Source organism: Komagataeibacter intermedius TF2 (assembly GCF_000964425.1).
Taxonomy (GTDB): domain Bacteria; phylum Pseudomonadota; class Alphaproteobacteria; order Acetobacterales; family Acetobacteraceae; genus Komagataeibacter; species Komagataeibacter intermedius.
In genome coordinates, this window is record NZ_BANF01000008.1 from 44,233 (window position 1) to 66,272 (window position 22,040).

Here is a 22,040-nt window from a genome sequence, read left to right on the forward strand (position 1 = left end):
CGGACGGTCAATCCAAGTCAGCGGGAGGGGAAAGCCCCCTCAGCCGCCTTCAGCCACGCGAATGGCTTCGTGAATGTTTTCGGGGGACAGGTTGGCGCGGGCGAACTGTTCCGTGCGGGGCAGCTGGATTTCCACGTCGGAAATCACGCCCACTTCCAGCTTGCCCTTCAGCACCGCGTAATCGGTCACATGGCCGCCACGACGCCCGTCTTCCGTCAGGAAATGCAGGTGGTAGCCCGCGACGTTCACGCCCTGCATGTAACCCGGCGTGCGGAAGCCCAGCATGGTGCCGGTGGACGCCCCCAGCTGCATGGTCGGCTGGCGGGCCACCACTTCCAGCATGGGCGGATAGGGACGGCACTGACAGAACACGGTGCGGGTCTCGACACGTTCGAACATGCCGGTAAAGCGCACGGCGGCGAACAGGTTGGGGTTGTTGACCAGCTGGTCGACAATCGCCTCGAACCCGTCCTTGTCGCGCGCGGTGTCGATCATGTATTCCTTCTCCGGGTTGAAGAAGGTGACACAGGCGAACGGGGTCTTGAGATCACCGGGCACGCGGCCCGCCTGGCCATCGGCGCGGAACTGGTGGATCACGCTGTCATTGACGATCATCTCGCCATCCAGCCCGTTGAACGTGCCCAGCCCGAAATTGCCGTGCATCAGCAGTTCATCAAGCGTGGTTTCCCCGTCGTACACCGCGTCAAGCAGCGCCGCCATGGTGGACGTCTGGTACAGGCGGTTCATGCGCGGACGCACACCAGTCGCATCCGCGGCGCTGGAGCGGGTATCGACATCGCCTACCGAGTAGCATTTCAGCTTCAAGACCTCAGTCTCCTGCATCGGGTGGCAGCGTATGCATGGGCGCCGCACTTCCCGGTCATGTGTGATTGCAGGAAGATGGTGAGCCAGCCGGGTCCGTACGTCCAATATATATTCAAGGCGTTTTCCATATATAAAAAATATGGATTGGGCCGTACCCGTTTCCCCGCATGGGGCCTGACGTGCAGCCCCCGCGCTTGCCCAAGACAGCGCCCACCTGCCATTGTAGTCCGCGAAATAGGATCAGGAAGACTGGATTGATGAAACCATTCCACATGGCGCTTGCCGCGCTGGCCCTTGGTGGCGTTGTCGGAAGCAGCACCATCGCCCGCGCCGACGGCACGGACCCCAAGCCCCCCTATGGCCCCGGCGCGTATACCGGGGACTGGACGGCGCTGGGCCTCAAGCCCGTCACCATCAGCGCCAACAGGGCACTCGGCCCGGCGGCGCGGCTGTACCTCCGGCTGCCGGACTCGCTGGGCAAGATTACCGGCCTGACCGGACGCACCATCGAAATGAAGGTGCAGGACGACACCTCGCTGCGGTCGGTTGATGACAACCCGCACGCGGTATTCCGCCTGACATCCCCCAATGCCGCCGACCTGCAGATGCAGGGCACGAAACCGGGGCAGAAGCTGGACCTGCCGCTCAGCCGCGCGGATTAAGTAAAAAAATACCCCCATGCCGTCCGGGCATGGGGGGGGCGGAGCCGTCAGTCCCGCATGCTGGCCAGCAGGGCGCGCACCCTGCTGCGCAGTTCGTCGTCGCGCGGGACGCTTATGGCCTCACGCAGGCGCAGCATCTGCCGCCGGGCGGCATAAAGCTGGTCCAGCAGGGACAGCACGACAGGCATCCCTTCATCATTGATGCCCATATCATCGCGCAGTTCAAGGATCAGGCGGGCACGGGCCTCGTCAATCTCGCGGAACAGGTAATGTCCGCGCACCCCTGCGGGGCGCAGCCAGTCGCTGTCGATCCAGCCCTGCACTTCGTCCGCCGGCACGTTGCCGATGCGCACGCACAGGGTTTCGAGCGTGATCATGCCTTATCCTTCCCCTGCTCCCCGGCCTGATCCGCCGTGCCCTTCAGGAAGGCCTCAAGCGCGGGATCGACCTTGCCAATGGTTACGACCAGCTTGACATACAGGTTGCCGGCTTCCTGCTTGCCATGCGCCTTGACCCCACGCCCGCGCAGCCGCAGCACGCTGCCACTGTCGGAATGGGGGGGGACATTCATCTTCACCGACCCCGCGGGCGTGGGAATGGTGATGCTGCCCCCCAGCACCGCCGTCTTCAGGTCTACCGGCAGCGACATGCGGATGTCATTGCCATCGCGCGTGTAGGTGCTGTCGGGGGCGACGGTGATGGTAATCAGCGCATCACCGGCGGGACCGCCCTGCACGCCCGGATCGCCCTTGCCGCGCAGGCGCATCACCTGGCCGTCGGTAATGCCGGCGGGGATCTTCACATCCAGCTGAGTGCCGCCGGGCAGGGTAATGCGCGACGTACCGCCATTGACGGAATCAAGAAAGCTGACGGTCAGGGCATACTGGCGATCGGCCCCCTTCTGCGGCCCCTGCGGACGACGGCGGAAGCCACCGCCAAATCCGGCGCCACCGCCCTGACCGAACATGGTGCCGAAAATATCGCCCAGGTCATCTTCCGAAAACTGGCCGCCGCCATAATTGAAGCCCTGCGCCCCTTCGGCATGATCACGGTAGCCGCCGCGCCCGCCGCCAAAGCCGAAGCCTTTTTCCTGCCCCGTGGCGTCAATTTCGCCACGGTCGAAGCGGGCGCGCTGTTCCTCGTCCGACAGCAGGGCATTGGCTGCGCCCACGGCCTTGAAGTTCTCTTCCGCCACCTTGTCACCGGGGTTAAGGTCAGGATGGTACTTCTTGGCCAGCTTGCGATAGGCCTTGCGAATGTCATCCTGGCTTGCCGTGCGGGCGACGCCGAGTACTTCGTATGGATCCTTGCTCACTTAAAAATCATCCTCCGTCGGAACATGCCAGCCCGGCCTGTGCCACGCCCGTTATCGTCCCGAACACCATGAATACGACCTTGCGGTCACTCTTACCTCGATAATGGGAATTGGGGCGCACAGGGTCAATGAAAGCGGGGGGAAATCTTTATTTCCTGCATGGCAGGCAGAAGAAAATAACAAAACGGAGACTTCGAAATAACATTTTTTGTATTTTTAATTAAATGAAAAATGAAGTATTTGCCCATGACAATAGAAATATAAAAAAGACCCCCGCAGATGCATGCCGTTTTCATCACCCTTGCATTACTGACCGTTACCGGAATCAGCAGCCTGATCTCACGCGTGGGACGGATTCCCGTGCCGCTGCCCCTGATCCAGATCGGGGTGGGGGCGATTGCCGCCCTGGCGGGGCTGAATATCGGTTTCGATCCGGACATGTTCCTGCTGCTGTTCATTCCGCCGCTGCTGTATGCCGATGCCTACCGCATGCCGATGCGCGAATTCGGGGAACTGCGGAACATCATCATCATGATGGCGCTGGGGCTGGTGGTCTTTACCACGCTGGCGTGCGGATACTTCATCCACTGGCTGATCCCGCCCATCATGCTGCCCGCAGCCTTTGCGCTGGCCGCCGTCATGTCCCCCACCGATGCGGTTTCGGTCGGCAGCATGATCGAAGGCGGCCGTGCGCCCGCACGCGTGGTGCATATCCTGCATGGGGAGGCGCTGCTGAACGACGCATCGGGACTGGTTTGCTTCAAATTCGCGGTGGCTGCGGCCATGACGGGGCTGTTTTCCTTCCAGCAGGCGCTGGGCAGCTTCATCTTCATGTCCACGGGCGGCATCCTGATCGGGATTGCCTGCGCATGGGCCGCCTGCCGGGCGGAACACGTGCTGCTGACACGCGGCTATGACGATCCGCCCACCCATATCACGCTGGCCATGATGCTGCCGTTCGGCATTTACCTGATTGCCGACGCGCTGCAGTGTTCGGGCATCCTGGCCGCCGTGGCGGGGGGCATGACCGTCAAGTTCACCGGCGTGATGAACGAAGCCCGGACCGAGACGCGGCTGAAGGCCACCACGGTGTGGGACATGGTGAACTTCACGTTCAACGCCGTGATTTTCCTGCTGCTGGGCCTGCAGCTGCCCGACCTTGTCAGCGGAGGGGCCGCCATCGCACGCGCGGGCGGGGTATCGCCATGGTTCCTGATCCTGGCCATTGTGGGCATCCAGCTCATGATGAGCCTGATCCGCTTCGCATGGATCTGGGTTTCCATTTCCGCACGGCGGCTGTTCGCCCATTTTCGCCACCGCAAGACGGTCATCCCCTCTGCCCGCACCGTGATGCTGATGACGGTGGCGGGCACGCGGGGGGCCATTACGCTGGCGGCCGTGCTGTCGCTGCCGGTGGCGTCGGCGGCGGGACCGGGGTTTCCGGGCCGTGACCTGCTGGTGACGCTGGCGGCGGGGGTGATCATCTGCTCACTGCTGCTGGCCAGCATGGCCATTCCGCCGCTGCTGCATGGCATGCGCACCGATGAAGAAGACCCCACCCTGCATGAACTGGACATGATGCGCATCGAACTGGCGCAGACTGCCATCGAAACCCTGCATGCCGAACAGGCGGCGCTGGCGCAGCAGGAAATCGATGGGCTGCCCGGCCATGAGGAATCGGTAGACCTGAAACAGGAAGCCATTGGCCGCCTGCTGCATGAATATCAGGACACGGTGCACAGGCTGGACAATTCCCGCGCAGCGGAGGCCAGCATCCGCGCCACCGCCATCCGGGAAAAGCGCGCCGAACTGGCGCTGCGCTTCCGGATCATCCGGCACATGCGCGAACGCCTGCACATGCGCGTGGTCCAGAAACACATCAATGACGAAACCGAATGGACCATCAACCAGGAACTGGACTTCATTGAACAGGAACTCCAGATCGAGGCGCGCTCCCTGCCCCGTCCCGACAGCCTGCCCGCAGAAGACCACGAAACCACAACCCAGCCCACCAGTGCACGCATGGCCAGCGCCGTCAGCCACTGACACGGCCGGACGGTGCCCCTATACCCGCAACAGAGCTGCAAACCGGAGAAACTGCCCATGACGCCCCTCCTACGCGCCCTGTTCGCGGGCGCGTGCCTGACCGCTGCCCTTGCACCGCGTGCGCAGGCCCGCTCACATCATTTCAGCGTGCCCCAGCACCGTGTCCATGCGGATTCCCCCTATGGTCATGTCAGGGGCTACATGCCGGCAATGGATGAACACGATCCCCGCTACGTCGCCGCTGAACAGAAATGTGAGACAAAAGCCTCGATGGGCGCGCTGTCCAGCAACAATTCAGGCAGCGCAACCACCACGGTGGGCAGTACCCATATCCGCTTTTTCTCGGAATGCATGGTGGCCGAAGGCATGTGGCGCACACAGTCCTCCAACAATACGGGTGACCGGATCGGCAATTAGTCCGTCCCGGGCCATCTGCGCGCAGATACTTCGGGACATGCCACCTGCCTGAAAACGCCTGTTTTTCATCGGAATGAATGGCGCATTTTCACCCCTGTACGGACCGCCCCCCTTCCACCGGGGCGGTGCACCCCGTATGGATTGGGCACGCCGCCTGCAATGGAGTGCCGATTTTGCGCAAGATCGCCCTTTTCGTTTCCCTGGCCTGCCTTGCCGCCTGTGCCCATGGTCCTGACAACCATACCCGGCGGGCGACCACGCCGGTTGCGCAATACGCCACCGGGGCCGGACCGCTGGCGGTCAGCGCCCATGTGCCTGACTTCGCCACCCGCAATTACGAACCCTTTACCCGGCAGGACGTGGTGGCCATCGCCCTGCGCGAATGGCGGCTGTTCGGGGAACCGGTCAGTGATGACGATCCCCTGCTGCGCCCCGAACCAACCACGCCCGTGGTCAAGCCCGAGCGCACGCCCGGGCTGTGGCAGCGCGTGGGCGAATACTGGTGGATTGGCCAGGACCCGCAGGAAACCGAGATCGCATGGGACGGCAAGCATGATGCGGACGGCCATATAACCGATTTCGTTCATGATGGCCGCTTTGCCTGGTCTGCGGCGTTCATTTCGTATGTCATGCGGGTGGCGGGGGCGAATGACCGCTTTGCCTATTCCCCCAACCACGCCACCTACATCAACGCTGCGGCATCGGGACAGGAAAAGGGCGTGAAGGCGCGCAACCCCGCCCGTTACGCGCCAAAACCGGGGGACCTGATCTGCGTGGGGCGCGGCGCCAGCAAGTCGGTGCGCTTCCGCGACCTGCCCACGCCACAGGGCTTTCCCGCCCATTGCGGCATCGTGGTGGCAGGCCCCCATGACGATGCGCCCTTCGGCCATGAAATCAGCATTATCGGCGGCAACATAGATGACGCGGTCGCGCTGACCCATGTCCCGGTGGGACAGGACGGGCGGCTGTTCGACCACAGGGGCCGAAGCCTTGACCCCCGCTATCCCTGGTGTGCCGTGCTGCAGGTCCGCTATGACGCCGATAGCGAGCCACAGACGGACCAGTAACCACCCCGCCCGACAGGACCACGCCCACCGGGCCGGGCAGTGCCTGCCGGATGATCAGCCACGCGACCACGGCAGTTCGGATGCCTGCCAGCCCGCAACGCAGCCGCGACGGCCGGTTGCGTCTTCCGGCCCTTCGAACCCGTCAGCCACGTTATGCACGTTGTGGTACCCCGCATCATACGCCGCATGGGCTGCGGCCATGCTGCGCGCGCCGGAACGGCAGATGAAATAGACCTCATCCGTTTTACCGATCCCCGCCTTTTCCAGCGTGGTGACGAAATCCGGGTTGACCTGCCCCGCAGGCGGCAGCTGCCAGCTGTCACGCACCAGCGTCCGGCCCGCGCCCGACAGATCGGGCACGCCGATATGCTCCCATTCCATGGGGGTACGCACGTCAACCAGCCAGGCGTTGGGGCGGCTGCGCACGGCCTCCCATGCGGCGGTGGGGGAAATATCGTCGATCATTGCTGTTTCCTTTCATCGGGAAAACCTGTTTAGGGATATGCCAAGCCGCACGCATTCCTGATAGTAAGGAATGCAACACGCCCGGCATGGCCGCCATGTCCGGCCGCCGTGCCGCATGATATGACCCAGACCAGTGAAGGTGCTGCCTTATGGCCGAAAGTGCAAATCCCGCCTCATCCCTCTCACCGGACATGCCGGCCGCCATCGGCCATACGCCCCTGATCCGCCTGCGACGGGCATCGGAGGCAACGGGATGCGATATCTACGGCAAGGCGGAATTCATGAACCCCGGTGGTTCGGTCAAGGACCGCGCGGCCCTTGCCATCATCAACGACGCCGAACGCCGGGGCACGCTCAGGCCCGGCGGCACGATTGTCGAAGGGACGGCGGGCAATACCGGCATCGGTCTGACGCTGGTGGCCAATGCGCGCGGCTACCGCTCGGTCATCGTGATGCCCGAGACGCAGAGCCGCGAGAAAATCGAGTTCCTGAGCATGATCGGCGCCGACCTGCGCCTTGTCCCCGCCAGGCCGTTCCGCGATCCCGGCAACTACGTCCATGTCTCGCGCCGCCTGGCGGAGGAAACCGGCGGCGTCTGGGCCAACCAGTTCGACAACACCGCCAACCGCGAAGGCCACCGCCACACCACCGCCCCCGAAATCTGGGACCAGATGGGCGGCAGGATCGATGCCTTCACCTGCTCATGCGGGACGGGCGGCACGCTGGCCGGTGTCACGCTGGGGCTGGAAGACTGCGCGAAACAGGCCGGTGTCGCCCGCCCGCGCGTCGTCCTGGCCGACCCTGAAGGGTCGGGCCTTTACGGCTGGGTCAAGACGGGCGACCTGTCGATCAGCGGGTCATCTGTAACCGAAGGCATTGGCCAGTCGCGGGTGACAGGCAATCTGGAGGGCCTGCATTTCGACGACGCCGTGCGCATTCCCGACCCCGAGGCGCTGGAGCAGATCTATGACCTGCTGATCCATGAAGGACTGTCGGTTGGCGGGTCGGCCGGCATCAACATCGCCGCCGCCATCCGGGTCGCGCGCGCCATGGGGCCGGGGCACCGCATTGCCACCATCCTGTGCGACGGGGGGGCGCGGTACCAGTCCAAGCTGTTCAACCCCGAATTCCTGCGCGCCAAGGACCTGCCGGTTCCTGGCTGGCTGGCCTGAGGCCGCGCGCCTGATCCTGATAGGGCGGTAATTGCAACGGATTGAAACATCTGATGTTCCCGCCCCGATGGTCATGTAGGATGGTATCATGAGCCCGCTGCCCCATATCCTGATCATTGACGATGATCGCGAGATCCGTGACCTGCTGGCACGGTTCCTTGAACGCAATGAACTGCGCGTCACCACCGCGCGCGACGGGCAGGAAGCCCGCCGCCGGTGGGCGGAGGGGCATTACCAGCTTGTGATCCTCGACCTCATGCTGCCCGGCGAGAGCGGGCTGGACATTTCACGCTGGCTGCGCACGCAGGCCAACGTGCCCATCGTCATGCTGACCGCCATGGGCGATGATACGGACCGGATCATCGGCCTGGAACTGGGGGCGGATGATTACGTGCCCAAGCCCTTCAACCCGCGTGAACTGCTGGCGCGCATCCGCGCCGTGCTGCGCCGGGCCAGCGACACCCCCGACCCCCGCAGCGTGCCGGTGCTGCACACGCTGCGTTTCGCGGGGTGGCAGCTTGATACGGGGCGGCGGCGGCTGCTCAACCCCGACGGGGTGGAAGTCCCGCTGACCGGCGGGGAATACGACCTGCTGCTGGCCCTGCTGGAACGGGCCAACCGGGTCATGACCCGCGACATGCTGTTTGACCTGCTGCGCGGCCGGCAGGCCGGCCCGTTTGACCGGGCGATCGACGTGGCCATAAGCCGCCTGCGCCGCAAGCTGGAAGATAACGGACGCAACGCGCAGCTGATCAAAACGGTACGGGGCGGTGGCTATGTCCTCGCATCAGAAGTCGAGCGTTGCTGACCGACGCCCATGTCCAATTCATCCTGGTCGTCATTCCTGTCTTCCCCCGAAACCGATGAAAGCACTGCGCCCGGCTGGACGCAGCGCATCCGCTCGCGCCTGCTGCCGCAATCGCTGGCGGCACGCACCACGCTGCTGCTGATTGGCGGGCTGGGAATCATCCAGATTATCGGCCTGACCATCCACGCGATGGACCGGTTCGATTTTGACCAGCGCATGATCTATGAACGCGCGCGCAGCAAGATGTTCACGTACTACCGCGCCATAGTGGAAACCGCGCCGTCCGACCGCGACCGGGAACTGGCCGCCCTGCACCTGCCGGAAAACGTCACCATTACCCTGACCCCCGGCCCCGAGCCAGACATGATCAATGCGCGCGCGCTTCCCGGTCGCCCCCCCTTCGCCGCGCACATGCACCAGCCACATGAATGGAACGGCCCCAGACCCGATGACATGGGTCCTGTCCCCTTCGGCTCCGGCAGGCCGGATGGTGGGGGCGACGGGTCGCCCGGACGGCATGATGGCGGCGGTCCCTTCAGCCCCGACAGCCCGGGCGGGCCGCATGGCTTCGGCCCGGAGAACGATCAGGGCATGGGACCGCTGCCCCCTTCCATGCGCCCTGAACAGGTGCTGGTTTCCCCCGGGACGGGACGCAGGCGGGCGGTGGCCTTCCTGCTGCCCGATGAACGCCGATGGGTCACCATCCATTACGTGCTGCCCCGGCCCAGCCTGTTCCGGTCCCCCACGTTCCCCATTGCCTTCCTGATCATGACGTTCACGGGGGGGGTGCTGATCCTGTGGGGCGTGCGCAGGCTGATCGCGCCGGTCAGCACCCTTGCCGCCGCCGCCGAGGAGCTGGGCCGCAACATGAACGCGCCCCCCATGCCCGAAGACGGCCCGCGCGAAGTGGCCCGCGCCGCCCATGCGTTCAACACCATGGCGCACCGGATCCGCCGTTACCTGACGGACCGCACGCTCATGCTGACCGCGATCGGCCATGACCTGCGCACGCCGATTACACGGCTGAAGCTGCGGGCCGAATTCATTGAAGATGATGAAATGCGCATCAAGATGCTCAGTGATCTTGATGAACTCGAAGCCATGGTCGCCGCCACCCTGGCCTTCGGCCGGGATGCGTCCCAGCGCGAACCGATGGGACAGGTCAACCTGACCGCGATGCTACAGACCATTGCCGATGAGGCCGCCGAAACCTACCTTGATGCGGCGGACCAGATCGTGTTCGTATCGGAAAACATGCCCGACGTGCTGGTGCGCGCGCGCCCTATGGCGCTCAAGCGCGCGCTGAGCAACCTTGTGACCAATGCGGTGAAATATGGCGATGGCGCCAGGATCACCCTGCTGCATCCCCACAAGGGCGAAGGCGAGGACGCCGGCGAATACAAGGTCACCATCCTGATCGAGGATGAAGGCCCCGGCCTGCCCACCGAAGACCTTGAACGCATGTTCGATCCCTTCGTCCGCGCCGAACAGAGCCGCAACCGCGAAACCGGCGGCACGGGGCTGGGGCTGTCGATTTCGCGCAACATTATCTGGGGGCTGGGCGGTGATATCCGTCTTGGCAACCGGCAGCCTCACGGATTGCGTGTGACAGTCACACTTGTCTGCTAAGGTCCGATTCCCGTACGGACAATTCAGGATATAGCGTTCAATGCCGGACAGAACACACCGCTATCAGGTCTCGCTTTTATGGACCGGAAACGGCGGAAATGACGGGGCTTCCCGGCAGGCCCATCATCGTGATTACGAACTGCACTGCGTGGGCCGACCGGTTATCGACGGTTCGGCCGCACCTGCCTTCCGCGGCGATTCCCAGAAATGGAATCCCGAAAAACTGCTGCTCGGGGCCCTGTGCGCCGATCACCAGCTCTGGTTCATTCACCTGTGCACCGCCATGGGAATCGGCATCCTGTCCTATTCCGACAGCGCCGAAGCCCTGCTTGATGAATACGAGGACGGTTCCTTCTCCATCACACAGGTCATCCTGCGGCCCCATGCCGCCATTTCCACCCCCCATGACATACAGCAGGTGATCGACCTGCATCAGGACGCCACGATGCGCAGCTGCATCGCGCGTTCGGTCAGCTTCCCGGTATTGTGTGAGCCACGGGTAACCGGCGCGCAATAATGCCTTGCCGTGGGAGAGACGTAATGGCATTGCCCGATAATGCTTGATCGCCTGTATGCCCGCATCATTGCCCTGGCCGCCAGCCGACATGCCATCATATGGCTGGCTGTCATCGCCTTTGCCGAAGCCAGCGTTTTTCCGCTACCCCCCGACATCATGCTGGTGCCCATGGTGCTGGCGTGCCGGGCACGCGCCTTCCGCCTTGCGGCCATCTGCACGGCTGCCAGCGTATGCGGGGCCATTCTGGGGTGGACCATCGGGTCATTCCTGCTGGAATACATTGCGATGCCGATTGTGCGTTTCTATCATGCACAGAACACATTGCTTGTCCTGCAGGAACGCTTCCGGGAATGGGGCGTGTGGATCATCCTCATCAAGGGGCTGACCCCCATCCCGTTCAAATTCGTCACAATCGCCAGCGGGGCGGCCCACCTGCCGCTCGCGCCCTTCCTGCTGGCCTGCGCGGTGACGCGTGGGGCGCGCTTCTTCCTGCTGGCCGCCCTGCTGCGCCGGTTTGGCGCGCCGATCCAGGCATTTATCGAACGCCGCCTGCCGCTGGTGGCGGGCCTGTTCGCGCTGGCGCTGATTGGCGGCATCGTGGCGCTGAAATACATATGACGGACCGCCCGCCGCCCCGGTCCGCCCGCATGGCAGTGTTCGGGTCAGGCGCGGCGTGATATGACGAACCAGTCATGATTTCATCCCCGCGCGGACTGCACCATCCTCGCGGGCCTATATTCCAACGGGTGGGGGAGCACATTCATGCCGCAGCAGGTTGCCGTCATTACCGGAGCGGGCGCAGGTATCGGCCGCGCCACAGCACGCACGCTGGGCCGCGCGGGGTGCGATGTCGCCCTGCTGGGCCGTAACCGCGACCGGCTGAATGATGCGGCGGCCGAACTGCGCGAACTGAACGTGCGCACCCATATCGTCTGCGTTGACGTGGCCGATGCCAAGGCCGTCGATCAGGCGGCCGAGGAAATCGAGGAAACCCTTGGCGCCATCACCCTGTGGATCAACTGCGCGGGCGCCAGCGTGACCGGGCAGGTCGCCGCCCTTGACCCCGATGAAATCCGGCGCGCGACCGAAGTGACCTATCTTGGCACCGTCAACGGCACCCGCTCCGCGCTGGCGCGCATGCGCAGGCGCGGACATGGCACCATTGTCAACCTCGACCGTCTGGCCAGCCTGCGTCCGCCGCCGCTGCAGGCCGTGGAAAACGGCGCCCGCGCCGCCGTGCGCGCCTTTTCCGAAAGCATCCGTCCGGAAATCCTGCATGATGGGGACCGGATCAATATCGTGCTGGTGCACCTGCCCTCCATCAACACGCCGCGCTTTTCATGGACACGCAACCATACCGGCAAGCGCCTGAAGCCGATGGGCCCGGTTTACGAACCCGAAATCGCCGCCGAAGCGATATGCCGCGCCGCCTTCGGGCGTGAACGTGACATATGGGTTGGTCTGTCTGGCGTGCGCAACTGGGCGCTGGCCACCTTCCTGCCTGGCCTGTCGGACCGCTGGCTGTCGGGCAAGGGCTATGCGAAGCAGATGGAAAAGACGCCGGTTGCGGGCAACGAACCCGATGACCTGTATGACACCGTGCCGGGGGCCTATGCCGCCCATGGCCGCTTTGACATGATCACCCGCAAGAGCATGCCCCTGCTGCTGACCAGCCGCCATGCACAGCTGGCCACCGTCACGGGGCTTATGGGCATCATAATGCTGGCCCTGCGCCGCAGGCGGGACTAGGCGCGCATCCCGCCACGGGCGCCTCTTTTTCAAAAAGGCGGCGTTCCCCGAAGCGTTCTGGAAACAGGCTTCACCAGAAGCGCCTTCCCGAGCCATGGCATGTTTCACGGGCTGCCATCTGCGACAGCCCGTGCCCTGTCAGGCGGATAGCGAATCGGCCCGGGCGTCCAGCCGCGTGCCCGCGCGGCACAGATCGCCTGCCCAGACCCACCATTTCCCCTGACGCACCGCAGGTTCAGCCGCCCGTGCCGCCTCCGGGCTGTCAAACAGGGCGAAGCAGGTGGCGCCAGACCCGCTCATCCGCGCAAGGCGGCAGCCGGGTGCGGCGCGCAGGGTATCGAGCACGGTCGTGATCTCGGGACAGATGGCGCAGGCCGCATCCTGCAGGTCATTGGTCTGTGCCGACAGGTCACGCACCATGTCCGCCAACGTATTCCACCGCGCAGGCAGGTCCGCACGTGGCGTAAAGCCCGGTGCACGCGTGCGGAACACCTGTGGGGTGGATACGCTCTGCCCGCAGTTGACCAGCATCATCCCACACGGCGGCAGGCCGGGGGCGGGGGTCAGTTCCTCCCCGATTCCTTCCATCCGGGCTGGCAGCTGGTCCAGGCATACCGGCACGTCCGCGCCCAGACGGGTCGCCAGCATCATGAGGTCGGCACGGTCGATGGACAGGTCCCATGCCTTCAGCAGCAGGCGCAACGCGGCCGCAGCATCCGCCGATCCACCTCCGATCCCCGACGCCACGGGCAGTTCCTTGCGCAGCACGATCTCCACATCAGGCAGGCGGGCGGCGACATCCGTCCCCACATGCGCGCACAGCAGCGCGCCCGCGCGTACGATCAGGTTATCGGCGCTGTCATCCAGCAGGCCGGGAGCGAATGTCCCCTCGATCCGCAGGCGAACATGGCCGCCGCGTCCGCTCCCGCAGTCCAGCCGCAAGTCGTCCGCCGCCCCCGCGAACACCGCAAGGCTGTCCAGCAGGTGATAGCCATCATCACGCCGTCCCGTGACATGCAGGTACAGGTTGATCTTTGCATGAGCCAGTTCACGTAGTGGGGACATCAGTGATGGGTTCCATTTGCCTGTGAATGGGAAGGGGCGGCTGGGGCAACCGCGGGCCTGAGGTCAGCAGGCAGCGCCACGCCGGGATGCCCCGCATTGGCCTGCCATGCCCTGGCGTAGGTCAGGGCCGCCGTGATCTTGCGCCGGTCCATGGGGTCGGGCTGGAACTGGATTGCGTTCTGCCATTCATTCACCGCTTCCAGCCTGCGCCCCGCCATCCAGTACGCAACGCCAAGGTGGTAATTGATGGCCGGGTCCTGTGGCATCTGCTCGGCGGACTGTTCCAGCAGGGGTAGGCCTTCGGCCACATGGCCAAGCCGCATGAGCACCCAGCCCACGCTGTCACGGATCTGGTTGTCGGACGGCGCCAGCGCCAGCGCGCGCCGCAGGTAGGTTTCCGCCTGGGCGGGGTCGCCACCATGTTCGACCATGGAATAGCCAAGGTAGTTCAGCAGGTCCGCCTCGTTCGGGGAAAGCTGGAGGGCATGCTGCAGCAGCGCGCGCGCCTGCGGCCAGTGGTCCTGCCGTTCCTGTGCGATCGCCTGCCCGAACAGCAGCCGCCAGTCATCACCCTCCAGCGGGTGATGGGTCAGCGCCATGGCATGCTGGTACGCATCCAGCGCCTCCGCCCATTTCTGCTGGTCCAGCAGCGCATCGCCAAGGCTGGACCACAGCATGCGGTCATCGGGGGCCTGCCGCAGCAGGTCGCGCAGTTCCCGCGCCGCCTGTTCCTTATGCCCCATCACCACGTCAAGGTCGGCCTGTTCAGTCCGGTAAACCGGCAGCAGCGGATCATCGGCGGGTGCGCCATCCAGCGCCTCGCGCGCCTGTCGGTCCTGCTTGCGGGCATGAAGCGTGGAGGACAGCAGCAGCCGCGCTTCCGAATCCGCCGGATCCAGCATCAGCGCCATGCGCAGCATCATCTGTTCGGTCCCGCGCAGGGTACCGATCTCCATTGCCGCATCGGCGGGCTGGTGATCGTCATCCACGCCATCGCGGGCATAGAACTGCTGGTCGATCAGCAGGGCGATCAGCCCGTATGCCTGCGCCAGCCCCTGCGTCGCGTGGGTCACCACCGGATGCTGGATCATGGTCATGATGTTGGCGCGCGCCGCTTCCAGCACCGGCATGCCCGTTATCCGCTGGTTGATCAGGGCCTGCGCGTCCGCCACGTGTCCCTGCGTCACCAGCCACCGCGCCATGACCAGCGAGGTGAACAGGTCGCCCCCCGTCATGCTGCCTGCCTGCCGGAACAGCGTATCCGCGCGCATCTGCTGACCCGACAGCTGGGCCACAAGGGCGGCATGCAGCGTATAATACCCCCCCAGTGCACGATCCTGCCGTGCGGGTTCAAGGGTGGCCAGCGCCTCATCCGTGCGGCCCGCGCCCTGCAGCGCCCAGGCGCGCAGCAGCGGCCGCAGCAGGGTCATGATCTGGTCCGCAGGCGCGCCCTGATACTGCGTCAGGGCTTCGTCCCATTTCCCGGCAAGGGCCGCGGCATTTCCCAGCACCAGCGCGGACATGACGCCGGGTGGCTGGGCGTGTGCCAGTGTCGCGGCCTCCGGGCTGCCGGCCAGAATGCTGTAATAAAACGCCCGTTCGCCAAACAGGCGGAACGTCGGCGCCAGGTGTGCTGCGTTGCGGAAAGCCAGCGCGGCGCTGGCGTTATCACCCTCGCTGGCGGCGACGCTGCCCACCAGCAGGTTGGTGGCCAGATCGTGCTGTCCCGCCTGAATGATGGTGTCATCGGGGGTTGCGGCGTGTATTTCCCGGTTGGGAATCCCGGCGATGAGCGGTACAACAAGGGCGGCCACGACCATGCGTGACAGACGAGGTAAGAGCATGACGCCAGAATCTACCGCGTGCGGCGTCCGCTGCCAAACCCTGCGCATGGGGACGGAACGGCGCATGCCTGCATTGCCTGTGCGGGATATATCCATCCGATGACTGATTCCCTGTCCCTGTTGCGCCTGTATGTCGAATGGGGCGCTGATGACGCGCTGGACAGCCACCCGCATGACCGGCTGGCGCCTGCCCCCACGATACACGACCGCCCCCGGACGACACAGCCCCCCCCCATACAGCCAGGCGCGGGGAATGCACATAAAAATCACCGCCCCGCACCCCCTGCCCCACGCGGGTCCGCCCCGCTGGTGGAACAGGCCGTGGCGGCGGCGCGGGAGGCAGCGCGTGGCGCACGCACGCTGGCGGACCTGCATGCCGCCATCCGTGCCTTCGAAGGGTGCAGCCTGCGTGAAACGGCCACCCACAGCGTATTTGTCGCGGGACCGGAGGGTGCGCCGCTCATGCTGGTTGGTGAAGCCCCCGATGCGGACGAAGATCGCGGCGGCCAGCCCTTTGCCGGGGAAAGCGGGGCGCTGGTCACCGCCATGTTCGGCAGTATCGGCATAAACCAGGCCAGTCTGCTGCGCGCGCCGGTCATTCCATGGCGACCGCCGGGCGGCCGGCCCCCTTCGGTTGCCGAAACACGGATCTGCCTGCCCTTCATTCAGCGCGCGATCGTGCTGGCGCGGCCCGCGCGCGTGGTACTCATGGGCAACCTGCCGGTCTCCATCCTGCTGGACCAGCGCACCACGGCGGCGCGCATGCGGGGCCGCTGGCGCGACCTGCCGCTGCCCCCCGACTGCGCGGATGACGGTGCAACCCCGCCCACGATCCAGGCGTTGCCCATGCGCCATCCGCTACAGTTGCGCGCCAGCGCCACGGCCCGCCGGGATGCATGGAAAGACATGCTTCTGATCCGGGAAACAATCGGAAACATCCTTTAAAATCATAAAGGGTATTAACATAATCATTCCGGGCGATTAGCTTGGGAGTGGTAGATATTCGTTCTGTTTCGAGTATATGTTTCCCACTGTTTACATATAGTTCCCGCATCTGTTCTGAAAACTTATTTACCACCCCTTAATGCGTTAGCTATTGCTTTCCTCCCGCGCAGGGCTTACATCCGGCTGCGCTATGCGAGGGACACTCAATACCCCCCATCACGCGGTGGCAGCCTTTCTGGCTGGCGCCGCATTTCTGGCAGGAGCGGCGTTCGCGCCGCTGCGTGCCCAAACAGTGGATGCCGGAAGGCCGGATCAGGATCCGGCCAGCCACGGTGACCATAACGAGGAAACGGCACTCGCCCTTCCGCGCCTGCCCACGCAGGGTAGCGCCGGGCTGCCGCGTCCCCTCTCGCCCGATGACGTCAGCCGTATCCGCCGGGTGTTCCGGCTGCAGGCAGATGGCAAGTTCGACGCCGCGATCCATGAAACGGCCGCGATCCATGACGATACCCTGCTGGGGGACATCCTGGCCGCGCGGTATCTCAACCCCGCCTACCATGCCAGTCCCGGGCAGCTGAGGCTGTGGCTGAGGACGTTTTCGGGGCTTGCGGATTCGCCCGCGATCTATTCCCTGCTGTCCTCCATGCCCAACAGGGGTGGCCCACTGCCGCCCGCGCCAGCCCATAACGCGCTGGACAGCAGCCATCCCCCGCAGCATATCCGCCTGCCGGAGGAGGATGACCCCTCGCTCCGCGTGTTTACCCGCAACAGCCTGCTGGACCACACGGTGCGCGAACGCGCCGCGCAGGGGGTAAAGGGGGCACGCAGCGCCCTGCACCTGATCGCGGTGACGCCGGGCATGAATGACCTGTATGCAGCCCATCTTCAGGCGGAAATCGCCATGACCATGTTCAGCAGCGGTGAAAACCGGCTGGCCATGTCAATCGCGCGCGATGCCTTTGCCAGATCCGGCCAGCAGCTGGGCCTTGCGGGTTATGTGGCCGGGCTGGCCGCATGGCGGCTGGGACGGCCCGACATGGCCGAACCCCTGTTCGAAGCCGCATCACGCGCCAGCCTGACACCGGGCGGCATCCGCGCCGGTGCCGCCTACTGGGCCGCACGCGCCCATCAGGCGACGGGTGATGTGGCAGCCTACCATCCCTGGCTGCACCGCGCGGCCGCGGCCCCACATACGTTCTACGGCCTTCTGGCCTCACAGATCCTTGGCCTGCGCACTCCGGCCTCCAGATCCGCCCATCCGTCCAATACCATCGGCCCGAACGCCGCCATGACGCTGGCAGCCGAACAGCAGACCATTCACGCGGGCAGCCGTGTGCTGGGTGAAATCGATATCGAGGCCGTGGCCGCCACACCGGCGGGACGCCGGGCCTTCGCCCTGTTGCAGGTGGGTGAGCGTGACCGGGCGGAAGCCACCCTGCGCCGCATGTGGCCCGACATCCAGAACGACGCAGCACTGTGCCATTCCACCCAGATGGTGGCCGACGCCATGAACATGAAGGACCTGTCGGCCCAGATGCTCATGCTGATCGACACGAACGAGAGCGAGCACAGCACCCACGCATCCCGCTTCCCCCTGCCGCCGCTGCAACCTGAACATGGGTTCCGCATGGACCCGGCACTGGTCTATGCACTGACGCGGCTGGAATCCAATTTCGACAGCAATGCGGTATCAGGCTCCGGTGCGCATGGCCTCATGCAGGTCATGCCGGTCACGGCCGGTTTCGTCATGCATGACAAGGACCGCTTCACCCGCCGCCCCGCGGACCTGCATGATCCTGCGACCAACCTCGATATCGGACAGCGTTATGTGCTGTACCTGGCCCAGCTTTCCACACAGGCTGGTGGCCGGCATGTGCCGCCAGGCGGCGACATGATCCGCATGCTGGCCAGCTACAATGCCGGGCCGTCCGCCATTTCGCGCCGCAGCGCCACCATGGACGAAGGCGAGGACCCGCTGCTGTATATCGAAAGCCTGCCCAATACCGAAACACGTGATTATGTCCGCCGGGCGTTCACCTATCTGTGGATCTATGCCGACAGGCTGGGGATCGCAGCGCCGTCGCTGGAAACAATGGCCCGCAATGAATGGCCCGGTTTTGGCGCGGAAACGGCCATGGCGGGACATACCGGCCACACCATCCATTAACGGATCCTGCATATCCGTAAAAAAAGGGCGTCCCATTGTCGAGGGACGCCCTTTTTTTATGACAGATCGCCTGCAATGCCCTGCCTGTGGAGCGTCCCGAACATTGAAGAGACGTTTCTGATGAAGCGTGTTCCAGAAAACTTCAGGAAACGCCGCCTTATTGAAAATAAGGCAGCACCCGGAAATTTCTCCTGTTTTTCATCCGGGAGGGTGCGGCCTTCAGTTTTCAGCCAGAAGCTGGCGGCTGGCCTGCACGCGCACGACGCGACGCCCTTCCATTTCCAGTACCTCAAACAGCCAGCCGGAGAATACGACCTTGTCCCCCCTGGCGGGCACGCGCCGCAGCAGGGCCAGTACCAGCCCCGCAAGGGTATGATAGCTGCCTTCGGCCGGCAGGTCGGACAGGCCAAGCCGGTCCTTCACCTCATCCGCAGGCATGGACCCGTCAAGCACCAGCACATTGTCATGCGCCAGCCGCTGGGGCGGCGTGTTCCCCGGTTCGTGCTGTTCCCCCACAATGGCGCCAAACAGGTCGGACGAGGTCACGATCCCCTCGAACGACCCATATTCATCCAGCACCAGCGCAAGGCCCAGCGGGGACGCGCGCATACGCTCCAGCATGTCAAAGGCCGATAGCGTATCGGGCACCGAGATGGGATGCCGCAGCCCGATTTCCACCGACGGGCTTTTGCCATCCAGAAACCGGTCCAGCATGTCCTTGGCCAGTATCACGCCCACCGGGTTATCCACCCCCCCCTCACACACCACAATGCGGGAATAGGTGGTCGAACGCAGGATCTGCAGCAGTTGCGCGCGGGGCACGTGCCGTTCCACCCAGCACAGTTCGTTGCGTGGGGTCATGATGGCCCGCACGGGACGTTCGGCCAGGCGCAGCAGGCGTTCGATCATGTCGCGCTCCTCCTGCTCCAGCACGCCAGCCTGCGCCCCTTCGGCAATATAGGCCCGCAGTTCTTCGACCGAGACGGACTGCCGGATCGCGCCGCCAATACCCATAAGCTTCAGCACCAGTTCCGACGATCGCCCCAGCAGCCACACGATGGGCCGCGTCAGCCACGCCATCCATTCCAGCAGCAGCGACAGACGCGCTGCGATCAGTTCGGGCTGCCGCAGCGCAATCTGCTTGGGCACCAGTTCCCCCAGCACCAGCATGACGGCAGTAATGCTGCTGACGACCAGAAACATGGCCAGTTCATCCGCAATCGAGCGCAGGGCGGGGATATGGGACAGCCAGTGGCTGACTCCGGCTTCGATACTGTTGCCGCCAAAGGTGCCCTCCAGAATGGAGACAAGGGTCATGCCGATCTGGACGGTGGGCAGGAAGCTCTGCGGGTCGCCCGCCAGCTTCAGGGCGCGGTCCGACCCCTTGACGCCATCACGCGCCAGAATGGCAAGCCGTGCCCGGCGGGCGGAAATCAGGGCCAGTTCGCCCATGGCAAAAAGTCCGTTGAGAAGGACAAGACCCAGTATGACAATCAATGAGACAACCATGATCCCCTGATCCTACAGCATAATCACGCGTGCGGGCACACCGCGCCGACATGGCTGGACAATCGCATGCAAAAGAAAAAGGCGGGACCTGTGTCCCGCCTTTTCCAAAACCGTGCATGAACGCGTAAATGGGCGCGATCAGTCAGCCGCGTCGGCCGTTTCCGCAGGGGCTGCCGCCACCTTGTTCACGCGCGGCGGGGCCGCGGGCTTCTTGCGGGCGGCAAGTTCTTCCATCTTGGCGTCAACATGCTGGGTAAACACGTATTCGGCCGGACGCTGGTTCGCCAGCGAGATTTCCGGCGCCATCGGCTTTTCCGTCTCCGGCCCGAACAGGGCGACCTTGGCAATGTGCCAGGGGCGGCGGACGGCATCCATCACGGCGGTGGATTCGTAGCCGGAATGGACCATGCAGTCGGCGCATTTTTCGTAATTGCCGGTGCCGTAAGCATCCCAGTCGGTGTCGGCCATGAGCTCTTCAAAGCTCTTGGCATAGCCTTCACCCAGCAGGTAGCACGGGCGCTGCCAGCCAAAGACGTTCCGCAGCGGCTTGCCCCACGGGGTGCAGTGGTACTGTTCATTCCCGGCCAGGAAGTTCAGGAACAGCGGCGACTGCGTGAAACGCCACTTCTTGCCCTTGCCCAGACGGAAAATATCACGGAACAGCTGCTTTGTCTTGTGGCGGTTCAGGAAGTGCTCCTGATCCGGCGCGCGTTCGTAAGCGTAGCCCGGCGCGGTCATGATGCCGTCCACGCCCATCGCCATCACTTCGTCAAAGAAGGCGGCAACGCGCTTGGGATCGGCGCCATCGAACAGGGTGCAGTTGATCGACACGCGGAATCCGCGGGCCTTCGCCTTCTTGATGGCGGCGACCGCGCGTTCGTACACGCCGTCCTGACACACCGATGCGTCGTGCATCGCCGGATCCCCATCAAGGTGCACATCCCACGAGAAGAACGGATTCGGCTCGTAATCGTCCATCTTCTTTTCCAGAAGAAGGGCGTTCGTGCACAGATACACGTACTTCTTGCGTGCGATCAGCGCACGGATGATGTCGGGCATTTCCTTGTGCAGCAGCGGTTCGCCACCCGCCACGGCGATGACCGGCGCGCCCGCTTCGGTATCCGCATCCAGGCATTCCTGCATGGTCATGCGCTGGTTCAGGATCTGGGCGGGATAGTCGATCTTGCCACAACCGGCACAGGCCAGGTTACAGCGGAACAAGGGCTCGAGCATAAGCACGAGCGGATAACGTTTGCGTCGCGTGACATGCTGCTTGACAACATAGGCACCGACGCGGACTGCCTGCATAATAGGAACGGCCATGAAACCTCTGCTCCTGCACCGGCCCAACGCCGGTCTCATATTTCAAGTCTGGTAGGTCGGACTATGGACACATCCACCTACGAGAAAACAAGTCCAACATCACCCAGCCGTGCATTCAGAGCATGCCGAGGTTGCGGACTTGTACGACACATGAAGCCTTTCGCGAGGGTATAGGACAGAAACCATCCTGTATTCAATTGCTATCAGCTTTGGTGTGGCCAATTAACAACAGTCACAGAATTAGAGACTGTATTTACACGCTTAACCGGAGTAACACATCGCGATTACGCTACGGTCGCCATGGTTTTCATGCCATGAGCCGCCATTCATCGCCGCCGGAGCAGCCCGCACCGGCCCCGATCCCGGGGCTGGCTGGCCAAACCGAAACCCGGGTTGGTTCCTCCCCACGGATGGGGCAAGGGCCAACACAGAATAATGGACGCGAACATCATGGATCAGACCAAACCCGCGATTCCGACCCTTGGGCGCTACCCTCAGCTTGACCGGGTTCGCAT

The 22,040-nt window shown here is 64.1% G+C and carries 20 protein-coding genes; 12 read left to right on the forward strand and 8 right to left on the reverse strand.

The genetic code is table 11. The features are described from left to right. Window positions 1-39: 39 nt before the first annotated feature. Complete coding sequence (budA, locus tag B7449_RS01280; protein ID WP_199858435.1) at window positions 40-843, reverse strand: acetolactate decarboxylase; 804 nt, start codon at window positions 841-843, stop codon at window positions 40-42. 239 nt (window positions 844-1,082) lie between these two features. On the opposite strand from budA, the gene B7449_RS01285 reads away from it, so the two are divergent. Further along, a complete protein-coding gene (locus tag B7449_RS01285; protein WP_039736369.1) occupies window positions 1,083-1,487 on the forward strand; it encodes a hypothetical protein in 405 nt (134 codons plus the stop codon). A gap of 47 nt (window positions 1,488-1,534) precedes the next feature. Here B7449_RS01285 and B7449_RS01290 read toward each other — a convergent pair whose 3' ends face one another. Beyond that, window positions 1,535-1,864, reverse strand: a complete 330-nt coding sequence (locus B7449_RS01290) for a chaperone modulator CbpM (RefSeq protein ID WP_039736370.1) — start codon at window positions 1,862-1,864, stop codon at window positions 1,535-1,537. Continuing rightward, the gene (locus B7449_RS01295) at window positions 1,861-2,802 is read right to left on the reverse strand and encodes a DnaJ C-terminal domain-containing protein (RefSeq protein ID WP_039736371.1); all 942 of its coding nucleotides are present in this window, start codon (window positions 2,800-2,802) and stop codon (window positions 1,861-1,863) included. Before B7449_RS01295 ends, B7449_RS01290 begins: the two co-directional genes overlap by 4 nt. Window positions 2,803-3,081: 279 nt before the next feature. Here B7449_RS01295 and B7449_RS01300 point away from each other — a divergent pair, with 279 nt between their 5' ends. The 3 genes from B7449_RS01300 (at window position 3,082) to B7449_RS01310 (ending at window position 6,332) form a co-directional block, all read left to right on the forward strand. Continuing rightward, on the forward strand, window positions 3,082-4,848 hold the full coding sequence (locus B7449_RS01300; RefSeq protein ID WP_039736372.1) for a Na+/H+ antiporter: 1,767 nt from the start codon (window positions 3,082-3,084) through the stop codon (window positions 4,846-4,848). 57 nt (window positions 4,849-4,905) lie between these two features. Further along, window positions 4,906-5,265, forward strand: coding sequence for a hypothetical protein (locus B7449_RS01305; RefSeq protein ID WP_039736373.1), 360 nt, complete (start codon window positions 4,906-4,908; stop codon window positions 5,263-5,265). Window positions 5,266-5,438: 173 nt separating this feature from the next. Then, window positions 5,439-6,332 (forward strand): DUF2272 domain-containing protein, encoded by an 894-nt coding sequence (locus B7449_RS01310; protein WP_082084718.1) that lies wholly within the window; start codon window positions 5,439-5,441, stop codon window positions 6,330-6,332. Window positions 6,333-6,386: 54 nt separating this feature from the next. On the opposite strand, the gene B7449_RS01315 is transcribed toward B7449_RS01310, so the two are convergent. Continuing rightward, a complete protein-coding gene (locus B7449_RS01315; protein WP_010515722.1) occupies window positions 6,387-6,797 on the reverse strand; it encodes a rhodanese-like domain-containing protein in 411 nt (136 codons plus the stop codon). A gap of 149 nt (window positions 6,798-6,946) precedes the next feature. Here B7449_RS01315 and B7449_RS01320 point away from each other — a divergent pair, with 149 nt between their 5' ends. The 6 genes from B7449_RS01320 (at window position 6,947) to B7449_RS01345 (ending at window position 12,672) form a co-directional block, all read left to right on the forward strand. After that, window positions 6,947-7,969, forward strand: coding sequence for a cysteine synthase A (locus B7449_RS01320; RefSeq protein ID WP_039736374.1), 1,023 nt, complete (start codon window positions 6,947-6,949; stop codon window positions 7,967-7,969). A gap of 88 nt (window positions 7,970-8,057) precedes the next feature. Continuing rightward, window positions 8,058-8,777: a response regulator gene (locus B7449_RS01325; RefSeq protein ID WP_039736375.1), complete on the forward strand. Its 720-nt coding sequence runs from the start codon at window positions 8,058-8,060 to the stop codon at window positions 8,775-8,777. Between the two features lie 9 nt (window positions 8,778-8,786). Then, entirely contained in the window at window positions 8,787-10,406 is a 1,620-nt protein-coding gene (locus B7449_RS01330) for an ATP-binding protein (RefSeq protein ID WP_039736376.1), read from the forward strand. A gap of 40 nt (window positions 10,407-10,446) precedes the next feature. Then, complete coding sequence (locus tag B7449_RS01335) at window positions 10,447-10,923, forward strand: OsmC family protein (protein WP_039736377.1); 477 nt, start codon at window positions 10,447-10,449, stop codon at window positions 10,921-10,923. 39 nt (window positions 10,924-10,962) lie between these two features. Further along, window positions 10,963-11,541: a YqaA family protein gene (locus tag B7449_RS01340; RefSeq protein ID WP_039736378.1), complete on the forward strand. Its 579-nt coding sequence runs from the start codon at window positions 10,963-10,965 to the stop codon at window positions 11,539-11,541. Window positions 11,542-11,685: 144 nt separating this feature from the next. Beyond that, the gene (locus B7449_RS01345; protein WP_039736379.1) at window positions 11,686-12,672 is read left to right on the forward strand and encodes an SDR family oxidoreductase; all 987 of its coding nucleotides are present in this window, start codon (window positions 11,686-11,688) and stop codon (window positions 12,670-12,672) included. A gap of 138 nt (window positions 12,673-12,810) precedes the next feature. On the opposite strand, the gene B7449_RS01350 is transcribed toward B7449_RS01345, so the two are convergent. Both B7449_RS01350 and B7449_RS01355 read right to left on the reverse strand, forming a co-directional pair. Then, the gene (locus tag B7449_RS01350; protein ID WP_039736380.1) at window positions 12,811-13,737 is read right to left on the reverse strand and encodes a 4-(cytidine 5'-diphospho)-2-C-methyl-D-erythritol kinase; all 927 of its coding nucleotides are present in this window, start codon (window positions 13,735-13,737) and stop codon (window positions 12,811-12,813) included. Continuing rightward, window positions 13,737-15,581 (reverse strand): tetratricopeptide repeat protein, encoded by a 1,845-nt coding sequence (locus tag B7449_RS01355; protein WP_235721333.1) that lies wholly within the window; start codon window positions 15,579-15,581, stop codon window positions 13,737-13,739. Before B7449_RS01355 ends, B7449_RS01350 begins: the two co-directional genes overlap by 1 nt. 18 nt (window positions 15,582-15,599) lie before the next feature. Here B7449_RS01355 and B7449_RS01360 point away from each other — a divergent pair, with 18 nt between their 5' ends. Beyond that, on the forward strand, window positions 15,600-16,526 hold the full coding sequence (locus tag B7449_RS01360) for a uracil-DNA glycosylase (RefSeq protein ID WP_039736382.1): 927 nt from the start codon (window positions 15,600-15,602) through the stop codon (window positions 16,524-16,526). A 190-nt stretch (window positions 16,527-16,716) separates the two neighbouring features. Beyond that, entirely contained in the window at window positions 16,717-18,693 is a 1,977-nt protein-coding gene (locus B7449_RS01365; RefSeq protein WP_039736383.1) for a lytic transglycosylase domain-containing protein, read from the forward strand. Window positions 18,694-18,912: 219 nt separating this feature from the next. Here the strand turns inward: B7449_RS01365 and B7449_RS01370 are convergent, their stop codons facing one another. Continuing rightward, entirely contained in the window at window positions 18,913-20,202 is a 1,290-nt protein-coding gene (locus B7449_RS01370) for a hemolysin family protein (protein ID WP_039736384.1), read from the reverse strand. Between the two features lie 138 nt (window positions 20,203-20,340). Continuing rightward, window positions 20,341-21,525, reverse strand: coding sequence for an adenosyl-hopene transferase HpnH (gene hpnH, locus B7449_RS01375; protein ID WP_039736385.1), 1,185 nt, complete (start codon window positions 21,523-21,525; stop codon window positions 20,341-20,343). Between the last annotated feature and the right edge of the window lie 515 nt (window positions 21,526-22,040).

Coding starts and splice junctions, on each gene's coding strand:
- B7449_RS01335 (WP_039736377.1), top strand. CDS start 10,447: ATGCCGGACAGAACACACCGCTATCAGGTCTCGCTTTTATGGACCGGA.
- B7449_RS01330 (WP_039736376.1), top strand. CDS start 8,787: ATGTCCAATTCATCCTGGTCGTCATTCCTGTCTTCCCCCGAAACCGAT.
- B7449_RS01285 (WP_039736369.1), top strand. CDS start 1,083: ATGAAACCATTCCACATGGCGCTTGCCGCGCTGGCCCTTGGTGGCGTT.
- B7449_RS01350 (WP_039736380.1), bottom strand. CDS start 13,737: ATGTCCCCACTACGTGAACTGGCTCATGCAAAGATCAACCTGTACCTG.
- B7449_RS01370 (WP_039736384.1), bottom strand. CDS start 20,202: ATGGTTGTCTCATTGATTGTCATACTGGGTCTTGTCCTTCTCAACGGA.
- B7449_RS01290 (WP_039736370.1), bottom strand. CDS start 1,864: ATGATCACGCTCGAAACCCTGTGCGTGCGCATCGGCAACGTGCCGGCG.
- B7449_RS01345 (WP_039736379.1), top strand. CDS start 11,686: ATGCCGCAGCAGGTTGCCGTCATTACCGGAGCGGGCGCAGGTATCGGC.
- B7449_RS01325 (WP_039736375.1), top strand. CDS start 8,058: ATGAGCCCGCTGCCCCATATCCTGATCATTGACGATGATCGCGAGATC.
- hpnH (WP_039736385.1), bottom strand. CDS start 21,525: ATGGCCGTTCCTATTATGCAGGCAGTCCGCGTCGGTGCCTATGTTGTC.
- B7449_RS01305 (WP_039736373.1), top strand. CDS start 4,906: ATGACGCCCCTCCTACGCGCCCTGTTCGCGGGCGCGTGCCTGACCGCT.
- budA (WP_199858435.1), bottom strand. CDS start 843: ATGCAGGAGACTGAGGTCTTGAAGCTGAAATGCTACTCGGTAGGCGAT.
- B7449_RS01320 (WP_039736374.1), top strand. CDS start 6,947: ATGGCCGAAAGTGCAAATCCCGCCTCATCCCTCTCACCGGACATGCCG.
- B7449_RS01340 (WP_039736378.1), top strand. CDS start 10,963: ATGCTTGATCGCCTGTATGCCCGCATCATTGCCCTGGCCGCCAGCCGA.
- B7449_RS01365 (WP_039736383.1), top strand. CDS start 16,717: ATGCGAGGGACACTCAATACCCCCCATCACGCGGTGGCAGCCTTTCTG.
- B7449_RS01300 (WP_039736372.1), top strand. CDS start 3,082: ATGCATGCCGTTTTCATCACCCTTGCATTACTGACCGTTACCGGAATC.
- B7449_RS01355 (WP_235721333.1), bottom strand. CDS start 15,581: ATGCTCTTACCTCGTCTGTCACGCATGGTCGTGGCCGCCCTTGTTGTA.
- B7449_RS01315 (WP_010515722.1), bottom strand. CDS start 6,797: ATGATCGACGATATTTCCCCCACCGCCGCATGGGAGGCCGTGCGCAGC.